Annotated in this window: 17 protein-coding genes, 2 rRNA genes and 1 pseudogene; 10 read left to right on the forward strand and 10 right to left on the reverse strand. The window is 51.3% G+C overall.

What is annotated here, in order from left to right; translation table 11 throughout:
* Both rrf (ACQ4WR_RS19195) and rrf (ACQ4WR_RS19200) read left to right on the forward strand, forming a co-directional pair.
* Window positions 1-91, forward strand: a 5S ribosomal RNA gene (gene rrf / locus ACQ4WR_RS19195); the annotation flags it as partial.
* A 333-nt stretch (window positions 92-424) separates the two neighbouring features.
* Window positions 425-537, forward strand: a 5S ribosomal RNA gene (gene rrf / locus ACQ4WR_RS19200).
* A 60-nt stretch (window positions 538-597) separates the two neighbouring features.
* Here rrf (ACQ4WR_RS19200) and ACQ4WR_RS19205 read toward each other — a convergent pair.
* The 3 genes and pseudogenes from ACQ4WR_RS19205 to ACQ4WR_RS19215 all read right to left on the reverse strand — a co-directional run.
* Window positions 598-942, reverse strand: coding sequence for a DUF1840 domain-containing protein (locus ACQ4WR_RS19205; RefSeq protein WP_102299773.1), 345 nt, complete (start codon window positions 940-942; stop codon window positions 598-600).
* Window positions 943-1122: 180 nt separating this feature from the next.
* Window positions 1123-1668, reverse strand: a complete 546-nt coding sequence (locus ACQ4WR_RS19210; protein ID WP_436489268.1) for a hypothetical protein — start codon at window positions 1666-1668, stop codon at window positions 1123-1125.
* 65 nt (window positions 1669-1733) lie between these two features.
* A pseudogene (locus tag ACQ4WR_RS19215) lies at window positions 1734-2330 on the reverse strand (ATP-binding protein); the annotation flags it as partial.
* Between the two features lie 533 nt (window positions 2331-2863).
* Here ACQ4WR_RS19215 and ACQ4WR_RS19220 point away from each other — a divergent pair.
* The 4 genes from ACQ4WR_RS19220 to ACQ4WR_RS19235 all read left to right on the forward strand — a co-directional run bounded on the left by ACQ4WR_RS19220 (window position 2864) and on the right by ACQ4WR_RS19235 (window position 7434).
* A complete protein-coding gene (locus ACQ4WR_RS19220; RefSeq protein ID WP_225317259.1) occupies window positions 2864-3562 on the forward strand; it encodes a tyrosine-type recombinase/integrase in 699 nt (232 codons plus the stop codon).
* Window positions 3559-5256 carry a hypothetical protein gene (locus ACQ4WR_RS19225; protein ID WP_436489270.1) on the forward strand — a complete coding sequence of 566 codons (1698 nt, stop codon included), beginning with the start codon at window positions 3559-3561 and terminating at the stop codon, window positions 5254-5256. Before ACQ4WR_RS19220 ends, ACQ4WR_RS19225 begins: the two co-directional genes overlap by 4 nt.
* Before the next feature lie 263 nt (window positions 5257-5519).
* Window positions 5520-7076: a site-specific integrase gene (locus tag ACQ4WR_RS19230; RefSeq protein ID WP_436489272.1), complete on the forward strand. Its 1557-nt coding sequence runs from the start codon at window positions 5520-5522 to the stop codon at window positions 7074-7076.
* Window positions 7033-7434 (forward strand): hypothetical protein, encoded by a 402-nt coding sequence (locus ACQ4WR_RS19235; protein ID WP_436489273.1) that lies wholly within the window; start codon window positions 7033-7035, stop codon window positions 7432-7434. The genes ACQ4WR_RS19230 and ACQ4WR_RS19235 overlap by 44 nt, the downstream gene beginning before the upstream one ends.
* Window positions 7435-7472: 38 nt before the next feature.
* On the opposite strand, the gene ACQ4WR_RS19240 is transcribed toward ACQ4WR_RS19235, so the two are convergent.
* The 3 genes from ACQ4WR_RS19240 to ACQ4WR_RS19250 all read right to left on the reverse strand — a co-directional run bounded on the left by ACQ4WR_RS19240 (window position 7473) and on the right by ACQ4WR_RS19250 (window position 8593).
* Complete coding sequence (locus ACQ4WR_RS19240) at window positions 7473-7715, reverse strand: helix-turn-helix domain-containing protein (protein WP_151092501.1); 243 nt, start codon at window positions 7713-7715, stop codon at window positions 7473-7475.
* Window positions 7716-8026: 311 nt separating this feature from the next.
* Window positions 8027-8155 (reverse strand): IS66 family transposase, encoded by a 129-nt coding sequence (locus tag ACQ4WR_RS19245; RefSeq protein WP_436489276.1) that lies wholly within the window; start codon window positions 8153-8155, stop codon window positions 8027-8029.
* A 216-nt stretch (window positions 8156-8371) separates the two neighbouring features.
* Window positions 8372-8593 (reverse strand): hypothetical protein, encoded by a 222-nt coding sequence (locus tag ACQ4WR_RS19250; protein ID WP_151092503.1) that lies wholly within the window; start codon window positions 8591-8593, stop codon window positions 8372-8374.
* Between the two features lie 94 nt (window positions 8594-8687).
* On the opposite strand from ACQ4WR_RS19250, the gene ACQ4WR_RS19255 reads away from it, so the two are divergent.
* Window positions 8688-9179, forward strand: coding sequence for a helix-turn-helix domain-containing protein (locus ACQ4WR_RS19255; RefSeq protein ID WP_151092505.1), 492 nt, complete (start codon window positions 8688-8690; stop codon window positions 9177-9179).
* A 253-nt stretch (window positions 9180-9432) separates the two neighbouring features.
* Here ACQ4WR_RS19255 and ACQ4WR_RS19260 read toward each other — a convergent pair whose 3' ends face one another.
* Together ACQ4WR_RS19260 and ACQ4WR_RS19265 are read right to left on the reverse strand one after the other, a co-directional pair.
* A complete protein-coding gene (locus ACQ4WR_RS19260) occupies window positions 9433-10557 on the reverse strand; it encodes a hypothetical protein (protein ID WP_436489277.1) in 1125 nt (374 codons plus the stop codon).
* Window positions 10558-10733: 176 nt separating this feature from the next.
* Window positions 10734-11387, reverse strand: coding sequence for a hypothetical protein (locus ACQ4WR_RS19265; RefSeq protein WP_436489279.1), 654 nt, complete (start codon window positions 11385-11387; stop codon window positions 10734-10736).
* A gap of 553 nt (window positions 11388-11940) precedes the next feature.
* On the opposite strand from ACQ4WR_RS19265, the gene ACQ4WR_RS19270 reads away from it, so the two are divergent.
* On the forward strand, window positions 11941-12624 hold the full coding sequence (locus tag ACQ4WR_RS19270) for a site-specific integrase (protein WP_151092510.1): 684 nt from the start codon (window positions 11941-11943) through the stop codon (window positions 12622-12624).
* Between the two features lie 67 nt (window positions 12625-12691).
* Here ACQ4WR_RS19270 and ACQ4WR_RS19275 read toward each other — a convergent pair whose 3' ends face one another.
* Window positions 12692-13321: a hypothetical protein gene (locus ACQ4WR_RS19275; RefSeq protein WP_151092512.1), complete on the reverse strand. Its 630-nt coding sequence runs from the start codon at window positions 13319-13321 to the stop codon at window positions 12692-12694.
* A gap of 612 nt (window positions 13322-13933) precedes the next feature.
* On the reverse strand, window positions 13934-14743 hold the full coding sequence (locus tag ACQ4WR_RS19280) for a hypothetical protein (RefSeq protein WP_436489281.1): 810 nt from the start codon (window positions 14741-14743) through the stop codon (window positions 13934-13936).
* A gap of 807 nt (window positions 14744-15550) precedes the next feature.
* Between ACQ4WR_RS19280 and ACQ4WR_RS19285 the strand changes: the two genes are divergently transcribed.
* Window positions 15551-19516: a DUF8371 domain-containing protein gene (locus tag ACQ4WR_RS19285; protein WP_436489283.1), complete on the forward strand. Its 3966-nt coding sequence runs from the start codon at window positions 15551-15553 to the stop codon at window positions 19514-19516.
* Window positions 19517-20204: 688 nt separating this feature from the next.
* Window positions 20205-21806, forward strand: a complete 1602-nt coding sequence (locus ACQ4WR_RS19290) for a hypothetical protein (RefSeq protein ID WP_151092570.1) — start codon at window positions 20205-20207, stop codon at window positions 21804-21806.

The following is a 21806-nucleotide window of genomic DNA, read 5'->3' on the forward strand; positions in this document are numbered from 1 at the left end:
TCCCACCCCTTCCCATCCCGAACAGGACCGTGAAACAACTTTGCGCCGATGATAGTGCTGCAACCAGTGTGAAAGTAGGTTATCGTCAGGCTTGTTATTCGCAGTAGAGAAAAACCCGTCAAGCAATTGGCGGGTTTTTTTTCGTCTGGTGGTTTGTGGGTTATGTCTGTGGTGTTTGTCGGCTTACGCGCTGCGCGCTAAGCCGACCTACATTCGTTTGCGGCTGGCCAGGCCGGGTAGGTCGGATTAGCGCGGCAAGGCCGCGCGTAATCCGACAACCACGCCAGCCGGCCAGGCCAATTCGCGGTTTATCGCGATAAAATGCCGCTTTTCGTCCCATCTTCCGGCAAATTGCTATATAATTCGCCTCCTCAGATCAGATGGTTTGCTGCCCCGTTGGGAGCAAGCTGTTGAAAAAGTTATGCCTGATGACCATAGCAAGTTGGTACCACCCCTTCCCATCCCGAACAGGACCGTGAAACAACTTTGCGCCGATGATAGTGCTGCAACCAGTGTGAAAGTAGGTTATCGTCAGGCTTGTTATATAAAAAAACCCCGCGTGTGCGGGGTTTTTTTTCGTCTGTCGTGATTGTCGGCTTACACGCCCCAGGTGATGCTGTCGCCTTCGGCCTTGGCCGAACGCAGCATTTCCATCAAGGGGAAGGCGCGCTGTGAAAAATGCACTTTCTGTGCGCGCGCATGCTCGCCCGTCTCACCGTCTTCCAGCGTTTCCGGCGTATGGGCATCGTGTTCGATGTCTGTTTCCGGGTGCAACTTGCTTTCCGCGACTTCCTTTTCCAGCAAAGCCAGTGCTTCGCCCGCTTCCGCCGGAGTGATGACGCCGCGCGCCGGGCTCTTGTGCAAGATGTCGAGGATGCGCTGGGCATGTTCCTGGTACATCATGACGGGAGGGGAGGATTTGGATTTGAAAGAGATCAGCATAGGAACTTTCTGAAACTTGTTGTTGGTGTCGAAACAATATCACGACTTGAATTGTCACACAGGCCGTCCGATTGCCCAGCTTGCCCATTTGCAAGCGGGATATAGCCATCTGTTGGACAGCGCACCAATTTACAAGAGCCCGGCTTGCGGGCGGCTCTCTTTTTAAGTGATCGTTAAGTCTCAGTCCAGTTTGACCGAGTCCATGAAGGTATCGATGGTTTCACGCGACAACTTGCTTTCTTCGCCAAGGATGACGATCTGGACGATGTGCTTGTCCTGTGCCACGAAACGGCCGACCAGCAAGACCGGCTTGCCTTGCTGCGTGCCTGTCGCCTCCATGCTCAGCGCGCTGCGTTCGCGTGTGCCGGCCGGCGTGCTGCTGGCCGCCGTCGCCATTTTTTCGCTGCGCACCGTGCCATTGATATTCTTCAGCAATGCCGTCTTCATGGCGGGCAGGGCCGCTTGCGCCTGCTCCGTGCTGTCGAGGATGGCGCTGCCGATGGCAAAGGTGCTGCCGTCCACTTCGCTGGCTGTCATGGTCAGGCTGACTTTCTTGCCATCGAGGTCGATTTCACGTGTCAGAACGGATGGCTTGCCTGGAAACAGTGCCGTGAACTGCGCATCAGGGCTGCGATAGTCGCGCCAGTCAAACTTGGGGCTGCAAGCGGACAGGACGCCGGCAGCGGCCAAGGTGACAAAGAAGGTGCCAAGTGATGTTTTTTTCATCAGCAGATGGTAGCAGTGCCGCCCGCCACGTGCAATCGTGCGCATGTAATGCGCAACAGCTGTGCCTAACTTTCTTGCAGTACGCGCCGGTATTGAATCGCTTCGGCAATATGCGGATGGGTAATCGCGCGGCTATCGGCCAGGTCGGCAATGCTGCGGGCCACGCGCAAGACCCGGTGATAAGTGCGTGCCGACCAGTGCAGGCGCTGCGTGGCGCCATGCAGCAGACGCTCGCCATGTACTTCCAGCTGGCAATGCTGTTCGATCTCCATATTGCTCAGGCGCTGATTGGCTTTTCCCTGACGCGCCAGTTGCAAGGCGAACGCTGCAGCTACCCGTGCGGCAATCTGCGGCGTGCCTTCGCCCGCAACTGCACGGCGCCCCAAGGTGCTGACGGGCAGGGCGGCCACTTCGATCTGCAAGTCGATGCGGTCGAGCAGCGGTCCCGACAGCCGGCTGTGGTAGCGCAGGATGGCATCGGGCGTGCAGCGGCAGCGGCCCGAAACGTGGCCCAGATAGCCGCAAGGACAGGGATTCATGGCGGCGATGAGTTGAAAGCGGGCTGGAAACTCGGCCTGGCGGGCCGCCCGGGAAATGGTGATGAGCCCGGATTCCAGTGGCTGGCGCAGCACATCGAGTACCCTGCGGTTGAACTCGTCGATTAGGTGTCGCGAATTGTCTGTCTGTTGAATCGCCATAAGAGTTGAGGTACTGTATTCCTAATAATGAAATTGTAGAGGCCAACATGGTAGCTACGGTTCAACTCAGCTATAAACTAGTAGCAACCAATCCTGATGCTCATTCGTTTGAGTCACTGTGCAAATCTGCGGGGATTGCAAACGTAGTCAACGTAGACCTATCTCGTCGCTTCGCAGATCTAAAGGCGGTGGTCACAATCGTCGACGAGTTTGGGCATCCAGTCTACGTGCCGACAATGTTTCTCCTTGAACATGCTGTCAAAAGCAGGGGAATAACTATCTCAACGGCTAGAACTTACGCAGAAAGCCTCCTTGACTGGCTGCGATTTCTCTCGACGCGAAATGTGCCCATGGAACAGGCCAGTGAAGAAGACCTCATGCTATATCGAGCGCACTTGGTGCATTGTGAATTACGCGGAAGCGGTGAATGCTACGCGACAGCGACTGTGAATTTACGGGTGACCGTCGCCGCACTTTATCATGAATGGGCATGGCGTATGCAAGTTCTACCAACCCCACTCGGAGAATACCTGGTATCAGGTGACCATCGCTGCTCTCCGCTAGTCCGAGTCATTCGGAGAATCCCTCAGGTCTTAACTACAGAGCAAATTGGTTCCGTGTTTTCTTTAGCCCGAGAACCCTATAAACTAATGTTCCAATGGGGGCTATGCAGTGGGGCGCGTCGAGTCGAAGTCTGTGAGCTTAAGCTATCGAGCCTTCCGACCATAGAGCAGCTTTCCCTGTCTAGCGAAGGTCTGGTAACAATTAGAGCGCAACGCAAAGGGGGGAAAGAATTACCTATCGTAGTTCCCACCCACCTAGTAGAAAAGACGCACTGGTACTGTTTAACTGATAGAGAGAGCGCGCGACCGGGATCGGAACGGTACGTATTTCTAAATCGAAATGGTGACAAGGTAGGGCAATCTAGTCTCTCAACGGAATTTCGACGTTGTGCGGACTTGGTGGGATTGCGGCACTTCGCTTTGCATTCGCTCAGGCACACATACGCCACCAACGTTCTCGCTGTATTACAAAGCTCCGCTGATCCAATTATCGCCCATAACGCTCCTAAAATTTTGCAGGTTCTGATGGGGCATGCACGTCTGGAGACCACTGAGCTCTACGTGCACCTAGCTCAAACTCAAAATTCAGACGTCGTTGAGGCACTTTCTTATCTTTATGGTGCATCGCAATGAGATCGCCAATTGTTCACACATGGGCCGGCCTACGATTGATCCTGGTTAGCGAAACTGAGACTACGCTCTCAAGTTTTGATTTTTTGAACCTCGGGTTGCATCCTTCAATATCAGAATCTCTTGCAAGATGTTTTATTCCTGTTGCTGGGCACACATCGCTTGAATCACAACGCCAGTCCTGGCGGTCACTTAAAAAGTTCGTAAAACATCGCATAGAGGTTGGTAAGGCGAATGACGCCTATTTTGATAAAGCCGCATTGCAAGATTTCGCTTCCTGGCTCGAAGACTCTAATTTGGCAGGTAGCACGTCTCAATCGCACTACAATTTTATCGAAAGAGCTATCAAATGGTGTTTTAGAAATATACCTGAAGAATTTCCGATGGGGCTGTGTTTGAAAAGCGCACGGTTTAAGCGTGAGATGCCGAAAATTCGATCTGTACTCACAGGTGAAGAGCAAAAGAAAGTGTTAAGCATTTGTTATAGTGAGATAAAAAAGATCGAAGAGCTTTTAATGAAAGGGCAGCGAATATTAAATGGTGAGGCGCTGGATGAGAGCGAGAAAATGCAGAAGAAAGTGTTGCACCAGCTGTTGTGTTCGGAAGATGGGTTTTTTATTCGCCAAAGAGATTGGCGTGGACAACGCGCACATATCGGTAGAGCATTGGCTCAAGTTGGTAGTATTGCCGATCTTTGGAGCATGATCTGGCCAACTCCAAAAAGCGTATTTCCATTTTATCTTGCAATTCAGATTCAAACTAGTGGAAACCCAATGTCAATAGCCGAGCTCTCCGTAGACTGCATTCGTGATCACCCGATCAGAGAAGACTTGGAACGTTTGGTGTGGTATAAGCCAAGGTCTCACGCTGAGCAAAAGGTTGATTTTCCTAAAAGATTTGAAAATTCGGCACCAAATCTTGTGCGTCGATATGCAGAACTTTCGGCGGGCATAAGGAACAGAGCTACATCAAGCTACAAAAACGATCTATTTATCTGTAGTTCGCCTAAGACTCGTAAGGTTCGTGTACCAAGTGTGCAGTCTTTTCACAATTTTTTGAAGGAATTCATAGATAAACATGAGCTTCGTGATTTTGATTTCAAGGATAACCGAATTACTGGTGCAAAGTCACATCACCTGATGGCTCGGAAAATGGAGGCTGCCCGAATTCTTTTAAACCATAAGCGGTTGATGACAACCCAAGGAAGTTACACCTCACTAGAGGATAGAGCATCTGAACATGCTGAAGTTATTCGAAAGTTTCAGGGGATGCTTATTGCGGAAAGTCGAGCTTTTGGAACTGCGTTATCGGTGCGTACGCAACTTAAAAAAACCCCTTCTTCGTGCGATAGTTCGAGTTCGGTATTTGGTTTTAAGTGCAAAGATCCATTCGCTGGAATAGCTCCTGCAAGTGCTAAAGGGAAGATGTGTTTGAACTTTACTGGTTGTTCCACTTGTCCCGGGGCGATAATCGTACTCGATGACATTGATAATGTGGCGCATCTGCTTGCCGCTAGAAAAGCACTTTTAGAAACAAAAGCCCAATCGGTTCGATCTGGTTGGCTGAATCGATTTGTTTCGTTATATGCTCCGACCCTTGAAATATTGGAAAAAGAAATACTTCCAGCTATACATCCCGATATTTATATTTTGGCAGAGAAAAGGATAAGTCTCTTTGCCATACCCGTATTGGAGTGACAATGTCTCATCCGTTACTGGTTTCCAACGCGTCGGATAAGGTTTGGACGCTACAGTCATCGCAGTTGTATGAAGGAAAGCCCTTTGTGATTCGATGGGCAAAGCTTTTGCCTGTTGGTTTAGGTAGTAAGCATCAGCGAGCGTACCTAACAAAGAGTGTTAAACAATTTATGCTTTGTACAATCGATGACTCGATCCATGGTCGATACGACGCGTCGACATATTCGTTCAGATTCACTATGCTCTCAACGTTAGTGAAGTGGATGACGATAAATAAAATTTGGCGGATTTCGTCGCTGACTCCTGACGATTTACTGGAATTTTTAAAAAGTCGAAAAGGCCGGCTGCCAGGCGAGCCGCCAGCGGAAAGTACCTTGCGGCACTGGTTATGCCTCTTTGAACAAATGTGGAGAAATCGAGGTGAATACATTGCTAGTCTTAATTTTGATCCTGCTCCTTTTCATTCTGAAGTCGTTGTTAAGTGTAAACCTTTGGCGTTTAAGCGGTTCAAGGCAATTCCAGAGAAAGCTGCACTAGCATTAATTCATGACGCATTGAATTGGTTAGAGAACGAAGCCGAATTTATCTATCGAACTATATCTCGATACTGGAAAATTTCTCATGAAGTAGGGCTATCAAGGAGGCAACGCGGTAAGCGTGTTAGGCCTCTTTTTGATGAATTACGAGGTGATCAAGAATTCACAAAAATTTGGAAAAAACTAGGAAAAAATCTAAGAGCGCATGAAGCGCTATCGAGAGCGGTCTCCCATACCATGGCAGCCGTAATGATATTGCTGCTTTTTACTGTTGGCATGCGGAACCGTGAGCTATGCCGCCTAGATGTGAATTGTGTTAGGACGAAGATTTCTGAAGATGGTTCAATAGTACAATATTTGAGCGGCATTGCAGCGAAGAAAGGAGGGGCTTTGCGCGAGTGGGCTATTTCCGAACCTCTATCTGAGGGGGTTCGCTTTATCGAGAAAATGTTTTCTTCTATCCGGCAAAGTGAAAATTCCAGACCGCTCTTCGTAAATGGGGCGCCCCTTCGACTTAAACGCGGAACTTTGCGATTCGTTCCCACCAACCTACCTAACCGCATTCGACAGTTTGCTAACGCTCCGTATCGCCAATGGCAGCCGAAGATACAAAGGCTGCACCCTCATGCGTGTCGGAAGACATTCGCGGTATTCGTAACGAAGCGTGATAAGAGTGCGCTAGAACCGCTCGCTTGGCAGTTTGGGCACGCCTATTCAGAGTTTACTGATGGAGTGTATGTTGGATCTGATATCGAATTGACGGAAATGCTGGCCGAGGCTGATCAGGAAGAATTGGTCCGCGCCCTCGAATGCCTTTTGTCAAGCGATCACCTAGCTGGAAAGGCCGGTGTCGCTTTGATTGAGCGACGTGCAGAGTTGATCGGGGCATCAAAGTTTAAAGGCAAGAATGCGATTAAAGCGCTGGTCGGAAAACTGATCGCCCAAGGAGTCGTCATAGCACCGTGTGATTGGGGTTATTGCGTTTATTCGAAGTCGCATTCGGCCTGTGATGGAACAGATAGTGGTCCCAATCCATTGTTACGAGCCCCAGATGTTTGCGCCCGGTGTTCCAACTTTGCTGTAACCACTGAGTATCGAAGGTGGTGGGATGAGAGGGCAAAGCGTGACCATGCATTTTTGAAAAATTCGTCGTTACCTGAGCAAACAGTGAGCCTTGTGACCAAAAGATTGAGCGTCACGATGAAAGTGCTTCGAGGTTTGCAAACTGGTGCAACTTCACATGCAGCTCTTGATGGAGGTCAAAGTGACGAACGAAGCGAGTGACCGATTAAGTATTGCGCTGCGCGTAAAGGCGGCATTGCATTTGTTAAGAGCGAGTAGCCCTTCGGTTCCTGTAAGCGTGAGTGCAGTTTGTCGCTCAGCCGATGTGAGCAGGGCAAACCTTTACGCGAACTATCCTGGGCTTGTTGCTGAAATTCGTCAAACGAAAGCGACGGATTTACCAGGTGAACGAGCGGAAGGAAATTTGCAAGCAAGACTCTCCGATTCGATTGCCGCCAGGAAGGTTCTACAGTCAAAATATGATTCTCTCGTCATGGTTTGCCTGGAGCTGCAAGCGGAAATCCGGAAACTTAGAGCAGCTAATGACTCCAAGGTGAAGGCACGACGCAAATCGATTTGATCTCGGGCGTTTTGCAATTCCAGAACAGACAAAAAACTCTATAGACCAGCTCGATGCAAGACTGCGGAAGGAGTGCAACCTAAGCCGCGTGCGACTCGAATAAGGTTGAGAATGGAGAGATTGCGTTCGCCACGCTCAATCCGCCCTAAGTGACTGCGGTCCAACATCGAGATATGTGCAAGTTCTTCTTGGGATATGTGTTTCTCAAGCCTCATAGCTCGTATTGCCTGTCCTATGGCACTTAAGCTTTCGGTATCCACCTCTGACGACGCATTTCTCATTGCGCCATCGTGTAATCTTCGTGCAAAATAGGCCACGGCATTTACGGCCCATTTTCACTTCATTCACCTGCTGAGATACGCAAAAAAATTGAGTCTAGTCTAATGAGTAATCAAAATTCGACGCACGAAAAAAAGCCTGTCCTCATCCGTATACCTCAACCAATGTACGAACATCTCTTGAATCTTTCTGCTGCTGCTACGCTACTCAATCGACGAAGTATCAGCGTTCCTGCGATAATTCTTACGCTGCTTGAAGAAACGACTAAGAGTAAATCAGTTGGTATTCCCCTCGTCGAAAAAATGTAAGGTTGTCAGTGGAGTCTCGCGCGCGGCGTGCAGATCGTGAATTTGAGCCGCTCATGCGTCCAACAGGCAGCTTCACAGATCGTACCGTCCTCGAACAAGGAATCGAAGCCAGCATAGGCATCCGTTTGTAGCACGCTCTCAAAGTCAGCAAGGTGGGTCTGCGGATGGATGGACGATTGCGTCGCAGTAGCACGCCAGCTCGGTGCATAGATGGCGGATCACATGGAAGCTGGCCGTTGAACGGATCTTCATCTAGCGCCGTTTGCATTTTGGCAGCCAGGCCGTTGAAGCCGGAGCACATGCCAGTGTTGCCGGCAGCGAGCCAGACACGGGGCCGGCTAGCAGACCGATCATCTTAGAACCCGATCGAGCACCTGCACCAGTGCGGCTGTGTTGGGCTGGCCTTCGATTCGCCCACGGACGTGGCCCAGCTCAAGCACGATCGTGCCGTCGGCAGCTTTGCGCGCGTCAGCTCCTTCAACCGAGTCGACTGTCTCGGTTCCTGAAAATGCGCAGCGCAGCTCGCTCCAACCTAGGAAATACACTACTTCCCAGCGGGCTAATACCATCATTTAGCGATCCGGCCCCGAGCTCAAGACGGCAGGCCATTTATGCCATTTAATAAATAAATGTAAAATATTATGTACATTCATAGAACGGTAGCTCATGAACATCTACGAAGTCGGCAAAGTAGTTCGCGTCCGCCGTCTGGCAGTCGGTTTGACGCAGCAACGTTTAGCGAAGTTGGCCGGTCTGTCGCGCCAGACCGTACAGCAGCTGGAGGCTGGAACCATTAGTGACTTGAGTTTCGGGCGTTTGGTTAATCTGCTGAGGGTGCTTGGACTCAATTTTTCTCCGCCATCGATCGAGGCCAGAGATACAAAGCGAGGCTTGTGGATGGCTGCAAAGAACGCTAGCGTCAGTTATAGGGGCGAGTTCCATAGTGACCAGTTACAGCATGCTTTGGCTACCGGCCGAGTACCGGCTAACCATAAATCCTATTTACTACACTTCCTAGACGAAACGCCCCTACAGGTGGTCGTGATGGCGGTTGAGGAAACCGCCCATCTAGAAGCCGTCTCACCTGCGCGCATTTGGGCATACGTCGCCCAATTGGCCAGTCACCTCGGAAGTGCGCGCAGCGATCTTTGGCTATAGCCGTAGCTGCGGCGGCTCGTATTCTAAAACGGGCCTGCTCGTACCTGGTATGTGCGAGTTGTCATCGCGCGGTCCATAAAAATTTACAAGAAAGCGATGCAACGTCAGAATCAAGGTAAGCATCTCCCTACCCATTCAAAATACTGACGAATAGTTGTTCCGCTAAAGGTAAGAGGCAGCATGAAGGCAAATCGTGCTGCATTGTTCCCCCCCGGGGGAAACTCCATCCGCCTCTTTGAGTCGAATCAACAGCTTATGATCGGTCAACAGCTCCTCGACGTCGGAGTTCGACGTCGAGCGGATGGCCGATCAACGAGTGAATCGCGTTCTTGTTCCACACAAAACTCGCATCCACGTTGATCTGTGCCGGATCCTTGGCGGTGATGGACTTGTCATCCAAGAAGATCACGCCCGAGAGATGCTTCGTAACGTCTCCGGCGGAGATGTTCGATTTGACCTCCTGATTGAATTTGCGAGCGAGATCGACGGAGCCGATGTAGTTGTTGAAGAATTGCCTTCCGAGTTCAGTCTGGAACGTCTCCTTGCCAAACCCAAAAAAGACGCCTTCTCCCGACCATGGAAACATCACATAGGTGATCACCGTCGGCTCGACGCGCGAGAATTTCTTGATGTGGCCGAAAAGAAGCGTGTGGTGCTTCGTCGCGTGTTCTAAGGGCGAATACGAGCTCGCGCTGACGTAGGCCCCTGCGTCCCAGGCGAACTCGTAAGACAGCCCCGGGATAACTTGGCTCCTTAGCTGCGGCGTCCTTGCCTTAGCGTCTACGCCGCTCACGAGCTCTGCCAACAGCTTGGGACGATTCTCACGATATAGCGTGAAGTCGTCGTCGTGATCGTAAGTCGGCACGATTGCCATGCGCGCGATGCCCTTGGCTTGCAGGAACTCGCGAAAGATGCCGTCGAGAATTTGGCCGGTCTTATCCGAGAGATTTTTCGTATCCATCGACACGCCCAGAGCCTTCAAACGCATATCGTGGTTCGTGTTCTGCTTGCCCATTTCCGAGGCGAGCGTGTCCGATGCCGGCAATGTTCGATTCAGCTCAATGTTGCTGGGTCCAGTCTGTGGGACGGCCAGAAAGTAGTCTAGCGCGCACAGCTCTGCATACGCGCCATCCCACTCGTTCCCGGCGACTAGATTCACGGTATGGAGCACGTCTTTGCGAAGGGTCGGATCAGCTTTAGTGGCCGCTTCGATACGCCGCAGTCGGTCTTCGTAGTTGGCTATGAATGCGGCAAACTGATTCGGATTTGCAAGCGCGCCGATTACGTTGTTCGATTCGGTCTTCGTGACATCGAACGTCGCGGATTCCGCTCCGAAAATTGCATCGACAAACGCGGCGTAATTGGATCTGTGTGTCATATGTCCTCTATTGTGGGTGGCAGGCCGCGTCTTAACGCGGCGCGTCGGGCTTGCCGGGCTACCAGATAGCCGCGGTTCGTGGATGGTGCCTCATGGTTGCGGCCTCTCAAAACTCTAGCTCATCTGACAGCACATGACAGGTTAAGTTTGAACTAGCACAAGTAATTGATGCTTATTTAGTTTTTGAGCAGATGAGGCTTTAGGAAATTTTCAATTACCGATATTTCTACTTTCACTGCAGCATTGAACTTATCGGGATTACCTTCAGAATAGTTGCGATAAAGAATATCCGACTTCTTATCATACAACTCATTGTTAATTTTCCTCGCCTCCTGGGTCGCATCCGGATCGCAAGCAGCAAGGTAAGCATATACCGTAGAAAAAAGATCATGCTGCAGTTCAAACAATCGCTTGAACTTTGTAAGTATCTCCTCTCCCCAAAGAGCTTCCGCTTCTAGGAGCTCCGTGCGGAGATCGTTACGGACGTCAAAAACTTTCTGCCAGCGATTTTGATATGCTCTAGATCGTCCGTAGTGACGTATTTGCGAATCATTCATTTTACCAGCGTCCTCCTCTGGCGGAAAGGGCATCTCAGTGCTGAACATCGCGGGATTTCGCACGCCATCAAACGCCTCACGCAATCTATACGTGCACTTTAAAATTCGACGTGCAAGGTCGTATTCCGCACCACCTTTAAGCTGACGGTTCCAAGTAGTAAGACCTTTGCTCGCAATTCTCGCGGCATAGAAAGCTATCCCCGCCATTGCTAAATCCTTACCAATTGTAAAATAAGGTACAACAGACGATATATTTAGTGTAACCCATTCCATCAGTTTCTCCCCATCACTCTAGCGTACGGTTGGCCAGACGGTATATCTTTGCCACTCCAAGGATCTAGTGTACGCCAGAGACTGCCAACGGTCATATGGAAATTATTAACTCAGCTATTCTGAATATCGTCAGAATCTTTCAACGTCTAGTTGGCAGGCTGCATAGGCTGGTAGGTTAAAATTATTCAATATTGGAAATTATTTTTTTAAGTAATTGATTTTAAAGATGAATTCAGTATTGGGCATTAGGTTTGTGATTCCTGTTGTCGTGGGTTCGAGCCCCATCAGCCACCCCACAGAATGAGTAGGAAAATCAAAGGGTTACATGCTTCGGCTTGTAACCCTTTTTTTGCATTTTCCAACGGTTTTTCTTATTTTCCAACACGATCAAATTTCAGCGCTCCCACTGCGCAGGGCCAGTTCGGTCGGCGGCCGCTTTTTCCAGGTCCGCTTGAGAGGTGATCACTGAAACCTCTGTTTCTCCGTCAAGTGGCACAAGTACTCGTCCAGGACGCTGATCTGCCACAATCTCCGCGCCCCAAGCCATCGCCACATGAGCCTTGGTCATGGGGTTGATTTCAAATCCACGGACCCGCAGGTGGTGCGTTTTTACCTGTGGTCGCTGCGTCAGACCGCCACCTACCGCAACCTGGGCTGCGCTGCCATGTTTACCTACTTGACCGGGTTTCGAGCTGCAGAAGTTCGGCCGTTCCATATCTCCGGCAAGACAAAGGAAGGCGTGCTTGTCACCAGCGCCAAGCGCAAGAAAGGCCAGGCCGAGGTGATGAAGTTGCGGGAATGGTCAACTAGGTTGCGCGTAGTAGTAGCGCGCGCCGAGCAAACACACTCGGTTCCGCGCCAGTACCTATTCGCAAATTCCAAAGGCCAGGCGTACACGCGGTCAGGAATGGGATCGGTGTGGCAGGATGCCATGTTCGAGTGGATCGCTTCGTTCGACGCCGAGGCAGCAGCCGCCCTCGCTCGCAAACGGGCTGCCGAACTGGAATACATCCTGGCGTATAAGAAGGGACTGAAAGTAGCGAAGTACGAGGCGGACTACCGGCTGGCAGACCACGCGCAGTATTTTTCACTGCAGGACATCCGGCCAGCTGCGATAACGACCAAACTCAGCAATCGCAATGCCGATGCATACGATTTTGCGGCCCATGCAAATCCAAGCACAACACACAAGCACTACGATCGGAGGAAAATAAAGAAGGCTGGCGCTACCGAGTGAACGTTCTCATCAAGCTCGAGAATCGCCTCCCTCTCCAGCCGCACACCTAATGATCCCAACTCGGTTTTTATCTTAGTTTTCCTTGTTTCAGTTCGGAGCTGGTACAAACAAAGTACAGCCCCTTTAACCCAGAAATAGAGTCGTTAAGTTCGCCTATACCGTAATCGGCTAGACTATCGTAGTAATCCTCATCCGTCGACGGGAAGTGTTTTTCAGGGCCGTGAACAAGAGACTGATACACATTGTCTGCCTCGGATAAGCCATCAAGCGCAATCACGCATTTCGAATAAAGACTCTCATCTAGCCCTGCAATCTCTACTAAGTACTTCAATAAGGTTTCCCTCTGGATACCAAGTAACACTCCCCCCTGGTAAGAACCTTTGAAATCTGTAAGAGTAAACGAGTAACCGCCAGCTTCCCTTTTTGATAGTGAAAGACGAGCAGCGTCCACGGCAACACCAACCTCCTTCATTTCTATCATGGCATCGCGCAACATGTCTATCGCATGGTAATTAAGCTGACAATCCCGTGCCAAAACTTTCTTCAGCGCAAGAACCTTCCGTGCATCGGTTGACTTACGGCGCCTCCCTTCAACATACTCCCTCACTAAAAATATTAGGATCGCGACTAAAGCAGTAGCCGGCAAAAAATTATCGAAGCTGGGAAAGCCAGCAAGAATATTACTTAAAAAATTCATATTGGAAGAAGTGTAAACTCACAGCAATCTCGCGAGTTGAAGTGTTTCTAGGACTTGGTTCGGCACCGCTCTCCAATGAACAGACTCCGGCGTGGCCATCAGGATAGCATCTTACCAATGTTGGATGTATGCAAAATTTCATGTCTTTGAGATACGTCGCATTTCAATAGACTGGCAGCGATTCACATCAAGCCGCTTGCCGTTTCCTTAATCTTGCATCGACTCATCATTTGGCCTTGTCTGCATTTGTTGTTTCAGATCACGCCTCAACGTCGCAGTACTGAGTTTTGACTGCAGTATGCACGTACCGATAGCTATGCATTGGGCCAAAATGTACATCCCAGCTGTTAGAATCACAAGTGTCCTCGCAACGCCATCAAAAGAGTATGTTTTAAACGGCAGTCCATGCGTTGCTGTCCAGTAAATACTAAGTAAGCTGGTACAGATCCCGACAATTGATCCAAAGGCATCTGCCCGAATCTTCTTCAGTCGTTTGCTGTGCTCCGCATGTAGAGAATCAGATGTGCCCATGTTTTAGGCATCCGTATAGGGTTCTGGCAGTTAGTAGAATCTTGGCTTGAGCTAAATCAACTGCATTCATCGTGGGTACTTTCATGGGGTTCCGCTGGTGCATGGAATGTGAAAAAGGCTTAGTCTAAACACGTTCAGACCATTGCACTTCTGACACTTCCAATGGCTATCCTTTTCAATCTCTCGTCGCTGAACAAACGCGATGTGGCCACATTGTTTATTTGCACAATGTATCTCTTCCTCGTGAGGCTCTATCTGGACTCGACCGTCTGAGAGGCGAGTTAACGTATAGCTTGCTTTACAGTCGAAACAATTACAGTCCAAAGTGTCTATCTTTCCAGGAATCCTCTTGCGGATTGGTTTTTTGCACACCCCGCAATCAAACCTAGCAAAATTACCAAGAGTGATATTAAAAACAGGTGATGCCAGAACTTCGCCCAGAGCGGTTGCGATCACTTCACAACGTTTGCGCATCTTAACGTAATCGATTGGGGAACCCATATGCTTCATCGACGAAACATGTAGAAAGCTGCCTAACGCGTCATAGTGAATTTTAATCGTTCTGAGGTTGAAAACGCTCTCCGAACCCATGCTTGTCATGGTCACCGGTCGTTCTCCAAGCTCCGGCTCCGAACCAAAACTTAGTGTGCTATCTATGTCTGCCGTTGGATCAAGCTCCAAGAGTACTAGCATAATCTTCTTCGGCTGCCATGTTGCATACTCCTGTGGGGGGAATTCATCTTTGTATGCTAATGCTCTGTCGTAAGTTACAGATTCAATGGTCATACGTAATTCAAGTGCCGCATACTTAAGGCGCTGATCATCATTACTCGATAGCTCGGCGAGAGCTGATTTCAACGAAATCCTCGCCATAGATCTGTAAATACTCATGAAATCCTGCTTTGGTAGAGGTGTGACTGCCTAGTTTGTATCGGTAAGTACTGTAAGAAAAAATGGAGCTAAGTCCGGAATACCATAATACTGGAGATCGCTACCCGACAAGAAGTAATCCGTGGACTGGTGGCTACTCTGCTCTTAGTCCAATCCGTCAGGAGCTGTAGCGGCTTGCACACGTCCACCTACCTCAAAAAACCAAGAAAATTTCCAACGGCCCGGCTGCAGCCCGCATAGGCTGGTGAGTTAGATTTACAATCCATTGGAAGAATTAATTGTTAAGCATCTGATTTTAAAGGAAAAATCAATGTTAAACGCTAGGTTTGTGATTCCTGTTGTCATGGGTTCGAGCCCCATCAGCCCCCCCCCCACAGAATAAGCAGAAAAATCAAAGGGTTAGGTGCTTCGGCTTGCAACTTTTTTCTTTTCTATAAGACTCAAGCCTCCTATTAACCCCGGTGTAACCCAATTCGATAAATACTTGCGGCCTTATTGTGCGGTCGCCACGAACGCTGACATGAGCAGGCTACGGCATTCTTGTGGGCCAATGCGGCATTGATTTTCTGCAAGATGTGCGTAGATACACTATCGAGCTGCGTGACTTGCGTATGCGTATGGGCACGTCCAATTCGGCCGCCCTCTATGGGAGAGCGTAGATTTCATCTTCTGTCGAGTGACGAAACGTTAGATGAACGCCAAGTCATTGGAAATTAGCAGTGATGAGCTTGGGGCTATTTGTACCTCCCGACAGGCTGCTATTATTGCAACCTCTCAATTCCGATGCAAATGCTGAGCAAGCCTCCTATGCCTTTCACCTACTCACCAGAGAATCCCGCGCAGATAGACCGACGTGTTCGAATCATTGAAGGCCACGGCCGGGGTAGCGAAGTGCTGATCGGCAGTTTGCGAGAGCGCCAGTGCTACGTCTTGCTTGGCGAACCAGGCAGTGGAAAGTCAACCGTGTTGATGCAGGAAGCGTACGCGACCGCTGGAGTATGCATGACGGTGCGTGATTTTCTTGTTACTCCGCCGACATTTCCCGACACTGCGGTCTACCTGGATGCATTGGACGAATATCGCTCGGACGGCAGCAGCACTGATCGTGTTTACACTTTGGCAGCAGCTATGGTCAGCGCAAAGATCGCGCGCTGGCGTCTAAGCTGTCGCGCCGAAGATTGGCGTTTAGCTGCGGATCTGAGTGCCCTGAGGCTGCTGGCCTCCACCGAGAGCATTACTGTTGTCGAGCTTCTTCCACTGAGCGCGACCGAGTCAGGACTGCTTCTCGAACACTTCGGATGCGAAGCACCGGATGATTTCCTGGAGCAAGCCGAACAGATGGGCGCGCATGGCCTTGTGGAGAATCCATTCAGCCTGAGCCTGCTATTTAAATCCACGCACGGCGGAGATACCTGGCCGACTACCCGCTTTGAACTGTTCAACGCATCCCTAGAACTGCTCGCCCGCGAGCGCGATCGTCTGCGACATCGGTTGCGCCGTCACTCCCGCGAGGAGATAATCAAGGCGACCGGAAGGCTGAACCTGTTCCTGCTGGTCACAGGCGCGCAGGCAATTTGGGTCTCAACCTTAGCGCCGCCGAATCAGGATCGCGGGCGCTTTTTGGACGTCGAGGAAACTGGATTGGCACATTCGTTGGTTGCTGATACGCTGGATACGGCGCTGTTCCGCGGCGATGGCGAAAGCTTCATTCCGATGCACCGGACGATCGCTGAATTTAGCGCAGCGCAGTACTTGTTCCAGGTGCTTTCTGGAGGCGACGGCGCAGCTGCGTTGCCTCTGCCGCGGCTGCTTGCAGTCATAACTGGGGCTGACTGCGCTCCACCGACAGAACTTCGAGGGCTTTACGGGTGGTTTGTAGCGCATTTGTCGCGTAATGGACGCTCGCATGACGTGCAGGCACTGGTGGCAGCCGACCCGATCACGATATTGCATTACGGCGACCCCGCAGTTTATTCCCAAGGCGAGAAACGTACCCTTTTAAGGCTGCTGCCGGCACACATCCCACACCATGGTTGGCCGGAGGGAATTAGTCTAGGTGGCTTGGCGTCGGAGGAGCTTATTGCTGATTTCGGTGCGATCCTATTGCAGGACGATCCTGAGAAGGACGTTGTACTCACCGTTATCGAAGTCCTAGAGCGTGGTGCGCCGCTACCGGGTATGGCCGCCGCATACAGCCAGGTCATACTCAGTCAAAACAAGCCAATTTGGCTCCGCACTCGTGCGCTTGACTTATGCGTCGGGTTGGGTGGCGATCCTGTTGCTGATCGCCGTTATTACTATAACAAGCTAAAACAAGAATCCACCAGCAGTGATCGAGTGATGCTTCAGGTTCACCTCGCTGAACAGATGATGGATGCGCTGAGCACTGATGAAATCAAGAGCTTGTTGGCTGATTTTGAGATGCTTCCTCCAAGTAATGTTGTAGGTCAGCTCATTACATTCGGTCGGGCCCTTGCTGCGAATGTGCCGGTCGACCTGTTTGATGTGCCAGCAAACACATGGCGCGAAGAGCACGCTGACCAAATACGCACCGATGCGGTTGATCGCGTGTTGGATGAGGCCTTGGCAAATTTGGTAGAACACGGTGGCGTCACTACCGGTGCACAGGTCTGGCAATGGACGCAGAATCTGCGCCAACATCCTTACGGACCGTTTGGGCCAGAGACAGTGGCGGCAATCTCGCGCAGATACGGCGATGACAACAAATGGCGAGCTTCGATGCTTGAAGCAGCGTATAGCACTGACCCAGATCGGTGGCACTGGGTACATCACGAACACCGAGCGTTGGCCGGTGGCATCGATGAACTACTCATGCGGGAGGTACGGGATCAGTTGATCGATAGCCCTGATAATCGATCGCTGCTTGCGGCCTTTGGGTATGGTGTGCGAGGCTTTGAGTGGCCTGAACTCTTCTGGGCTTGCCACGAGTTGGTGCAGCAACTCGGGGATCCGGATTTCGAATATGAGTTCAATACATGCCCACTTGGAAAAGTCGATCGGTCCCGCAACATTATCGATGGGCCGGCGTCCCACGATCACGCCCACTGGCTGCAAGAGATGAATTCGATGTGTAGCGATTTTGAGGCTGGGCGCGCGATTGCGAAACTCAATTGGGGAGCAGGCCTCTATATCAATGGGTCATCGGACACCCCTGACGAACCGTACCTGGTAAAGAAAACCAGTTCACAGGTGGCGACCGCTATGATCGCTGGATTCCGATCGCTAGCGGCGGCATTCGCGCACAAACCTGACGGCCTGCAACGCCATCTTGCCAGTTCTCCATACATACTTCCAGTATACGCTGGCGTCCTGGCTCAGCTGAATGAGGAGGAGGATCCACTGGTACCGGATATTTCGCTAGCTCTAGCGGTGTTCTTGACTAGAGCGGAGAATATTTACAACTATCGAAATCGCCTTCGACTACGCCATTGGTCGGTGCGTGAGATGTTTAAGGAGCTAAGCGTCACAACGCGCTATCTGGAAGAATACTGGTCTCTGCATATGGCCGCTGGCGGCACTTCACTGCCAGGCTTACCGTTTGAGGCGTCAGACGCCTCCACTGCGGCAGCGCTTGGCAAGGCGTTGGCAACAGTAATGCGTGCAAGCCCTGATATGTCGCCGGACGGTTTGGCAGTGGCGTTGAAATCGCTGGCTCTATGTTTGCCAACGGAAGATTTCATTGAACTCGTTGACGCTGCCCTACGTAAAGTGTCGGATGCGAACGCTCGGATGGTATGGCGCTTAGCGCAGATGTGCCTCAATCCCGTGAAGTACGCGGAGGCTATGCTACAGGATTATCAAGATACCGATTTGCCGGAGTTCCCGAGTGTCGGCAACGTTACCGCGTTTTGCGAACGGTTGTTAATCAGCGATTCTAAAGCCGCTTGCTATTACTTTGCCTTCGTCGTTTGCAAATTGGGATCTAAGTCGGCGCCGCTTGCGAACACGCATGACGGGAATTATAGAATGAGCTCAGGAAGTAGCGCGGTCAGAAGCGCTATTCGACAGTTGGCTGCAAACCCAACAGCCGAGGCCGGCGTCGCGCTGAGAGCGTTCGCCGACGATCCGGCGTTGGCTTTATGGCAGGCCGAGATGCTGACTGCTTTGGCTGCGCAGGCATCAGTGCACCGAGACGAGCGGTTTTCGCACACCACACCTTCGCAGTTATCCAATCTGTTGAAAAATGGGCCGCCATTGAATGCGGTTGATCTTTTTGCAGTTCTGGTTACCGAGATTGATAGGATCGCCCAAGAACTGCGGATCGACGAACTGAGTCCGTGGAGTCAGTTTTGGAACTATGAGGGTGACAAGTTGGTCCGCCCCAGGATCGAGAACTTATGCCGCGATTACATTCTCGCGCGACTTCGAGACAGACTAGAGCCCTATCGAATTACCGCAGTGATGCCAGAGGCTCAGCATGCGGGCAGTACCCGTGCCGATATGCTTGTTATCAGTGGAGCGAACGCGCGGATCCCGGTGGAAGTCAAACGACATATGCACACGGATGTGTGGATAGCGGCTGAAACGCAGCTGCAGCACTACTCTCAGCATATGCAGGCTGATGGTATGGGTGTCTACGTCGTGCTGTGGTTCGGCCTGGACCAAGGTAAGCTACCGGCTCGGCCTGGAAAGCGTACGAAGCCTACATCCCCACAGCAGCTCCGAGATTTCCTCGTTGAAGACCTGCCGGAAGCGCTGCGCAAAAAGACGCAGATTTATGTGCTAGACGTAACACCAGTGCGCAGGACTTGAGCGTAGGACCGAAGGGCAGGTACGTCTTCAATTTTTAGCGGCTAAGGAAAGACGCTAGGCGTTGGCTTGGGCCAGCACCGTTTTCAGCATTTCCATCACAAAGCGCTGTTTCTGCTTGGGCAGCTCGCTGATGCGCTCCAACTGCGACATGGGACCACGCTTGCCGCGAGCGGTGTGGCTGCAAGCCATCGGCCTGTTGCGCGAGTCCGGCCATGAACACTTCAATGGCTCGCTGGTGGTGCCGGTGACCTATACTTATTTGTAAATCCTTTCGTGGTGGCAGCTGCGTGCTGGCTGGCGTCGAGTTCATACACATGATCTGTAAGGATCAATTCACGATCGCGGGATCGGCGATCATGTTGGCTGCCGATCGAATTTACGCTCTCGCGCCATAAGTCCGTCCAATGTAATGGCCGGCTGCCGCTCCTGCGCTCGATCCGTCTCGCTACCGAACCTTCAAACCTTTTACTGTAGTACCTTTCAATATGCCTGAGCCACTGACTCTGGCATTTTTTGTTCTTTTAACTCGTCTGTTGCGTAATTGTCGAAGTGGTAATTTGAGAGAATGTCAGTTTGTCATCAAGGGTATATTGAACAAATGCACTCATAAGTGCAGCGGTGCGGATGGTGCCACTCCAGTCGTGCCAGGTATTTCCTTCTCCTAACCACAAAACTATTGGAGGAATGAATGCGTCTCGCTATTCGAGGAATAGGTTCGATAGTTTTGCTCACTAGTCTTACCGGATGCGCAGCCTTTTATAACGTAAAGGACGATAAAACAGCACAGGGCGCTAGCAAAGCGTTCAATGATGCGGAAATTGGCAAGGCGCTCGTCGCGGAACGGGTGGCCCTGGTAAAGAACCAAGCGGTGAGGCAAGGGATTGTAAGTCGAGCCCAGATTGCCTTACGTGACGCCAGACTTGCTCAGATGATCGACGCGACAACTGCGGACGATTCTTGGGGTTACTTGGCGTCGGAGACGTTAGAGCGGATCGCTTTGATTTCCGGGAAAATCGACTTTAAAAAGCCTGCCGAGTGTTCGCCCGAAGTAAAAGAGGGGGAGTCCAAAGTGAAAAAACCTAAAAAGGCCGACAAGAAACAACTGAACAAATCTGAGATGGTCGTTCAGCTTGGGTTGGCCCGGAGGGTGCTGGAAACGACTTCTGCCAATACGAATGGGGCGCGCAGTACGATTGCCGTAAAGTTTGCGGAGATGACCGATGCGCCTGCCCTTACCTGCATTAAGGGTAAACCCGTTGAAGTACCGGAATTTCTGAAGAACGACGGTGTCACGGGGCCACTGATCGAACGGTTCAATACGGAGTGTGCGGCTGCTGTGCGTGCCGCTGAATGCGTTGCGAACTGGAGTACAGGCTCTAGCGGTTTGCTATTTGACGTCAATGCCCAACTCGATGCGATTGACAACGCGAAGCTGGTGGTTGCTGCTGACGTAAACAACAAGCGTAGGCAGTACAAAAATTTGCTCGCTTCGGTGCCTGAACCTCTGCCGGGCGCCGCAGAGAAGTGGGCCAATAAGTTGGAGGCCGCGCTGAAGGATCTGGATAAGATACCGTTCTCATCTTCCAACGAAACGGTTAACAACAACCCGGTCCTTGAGCGAATTGCTGAGACCGGTCGTCTGACCGCGCTGCAGGAGAAGCAGGAGCTGCTGGAGGCATATATTGAGGCGCTGAAGGGCCAGACATCAAGTACTCCCTCAATCGGTGAGCACAGGGTGGCGCTTGTCGCGAATCTCGTCAATCGCGCGACCGGGCAGCCAAATCCTCCTACCGCAGGGATTCTCATGGAGGCAGAGTTCACCAGGCAGCAGCTCGCAGCAGCTGAGAAACGCATCGAACGCGCGGCACAGACTGAAGCCATTCTCAGGAACCAGCGGAACCACTACCTCGATGAGTTGGAGTTCCTGCTCGACAGCCAGGCCTCTGTCAAAGCTGCAACTCCCGATTGCACCGAAGCCCCCCTTTTTGCCAGCATTTCCAGCGGCGTGAAAAATCGTTGCAGTACGCATGCCTCAAGTGCAGCGCTTTCCTTTGCCGCTGCAATCACAGCAGGCAGGATCCCAGCTGAACAAAGCGAGTACCTTATCATTGACCAGGTTGAATTGGCCGCGCTGGATGAATCTGAAGCAGCGCTATTGCAAACGGAAGGGGTCATCAAAGCTGCGATCACGCAGATCGTCGCACTGAACGCCAGCGGAATAAAGCTAGAAGATCTGGCCGCATTGTCCCAGGCTCTCAGCCTTCCCATCATCGCTGCGCGCGTGAAGTGA

It is taken from the genome of Janthinobacterium amylolyticum, from assembly GCF_051380655.1.
In the GTDB taxonomy this organism is placed as follows: Bacteria; Pseudomonadota; Gammaproteobacteria; order Burkholderiales; family Burkholderiaceae_D; genus Janthinobacterium.

What these genes read in the sequence shown, in the direction of transcription:
- ACQ4WR_RS19235 (WP_436489273.1), top strand. Translation starts at nt 7,033, where the DNA reads ATGCAGCTCTTGATGGAGGTCAAAGTGACGAACGAAGCGAGTGACCGA.
- ACQ4WR_RS19240 (WP_151092501.1), bottom strand. Translation starts at nt 7,715, where the DNA reads ATGAGAAATGCGTCGTCAGAGGTGGATACCGAAAGCTTAAGTGCCATA.
- ACQ4WR_RS19210 (WP_436489268.1), bottom strand. Translation starts at nt 1,668, where the DNA reads ATGAAAAAAACATCACTTGGCACCTTCTTTGTCACCTTGGCCGCTGCC.
- ACQ4WR_RS19260 (WP_436489277.1), bottom strand. Translation starts at nt 10,557, where the DNA reads ATGACACACAGATCCAATTACGCCGCGTTTGTCGATGCAATTTTCGGA.
- ACQ4WR_RS19265 (WP_436489279.1), bottom strand. Translation starts at nt 11,387, where the DNA reads ATGGAATGGGTTACACTAAATATATCGTCTGTTGTACCTTATTTTACA.
- ACQ4WR_RS19255 (WP_151092505.1), top strand. Translation starts at nt 8,688, where the DNA reads ATGAACATCTACGAAGTCGGCAAAGTAGTTCGCGTCCGCCGTCTGGCA.
- ACQ4WR_RS19230 (WP_436489272.1), top strand. Translation starts at nt 5,520, where the DNA reads ATGACGATAAATAAAATTTGGCGGATTTCGTCGCTGACTCCTGACGAT.
- ACQ4WR_RS19280 (WP_436489281.1), bottom strand. Translation starts at nt 14,743, where the DNA reads ATGAGTATTTACAGATCTATGGCGAGGATTTCGTTGAAATCAGCTCTC.
- ACQ4WR_RS19250 (WP_151092503.1), bottom strand. Translation starts at nt 8,593, where the DNA reads ATGATGGTATTAGCCCGCTGGGAAGTAGTGTATTTCCTAGGTTGGAGC.
- ACQ4WR_RS19270 (WP_151092510.1), top strand. Translation starts at nt 11,941, where the DNA reads ATGAGCCTTGGTCATGGGGTTGATTTCAAATCCACGGACCCGCAGGTG.
- ACQ4WR_RS19225 (WP_436489270.1), top strand. Translation starts at nt 3,559, where the DNA reads ATGAGATCGCCAATTGTTCACACATGGGCCGGCCTACGATTGATCCTG.
- ACQ4WR_RS19285 (WP_436489283.1), top strand. Translation starts at nt 15,551, where the DNA reads ATGCCTTTCACCTACTCACCAGAGAATCCCGCGCAGATAGACCGACGT.
- ACQ4WR_RS19290 (WP_151092570.1), top strand. Translation starts at nt 20,205, where the DNA reads ATGCGTCTCGCTATTCGAGGAATAGGTTCGATAGTTTTGCTCACTAGT.
- ACQ4WR_RS19275 (WP_151092512.1), bottom strand. Translation starts at nt 13,321, where the DNA reads ATGAATTTTTTAAGTAATATTCTTGCTGGCTTTCCCAGCTTCGATAAT.
- ACQ4WR_RS19220 (WP_225317259.1), top strand. Translation starts at nt 2,864, where the DNA reads ATGCAAGTTCTACCAACCCCACTCGGAGAATACCTGGTATCAGGTGAC.
- ACQ4WR_RS19205 (WP_102299773.1), bottom strand. Translation starts at nt 942, where the DNA reads ATGCTGATCTCTTTCAAATCCAAATCCTCCCCTCCCGTCATGATGTAC.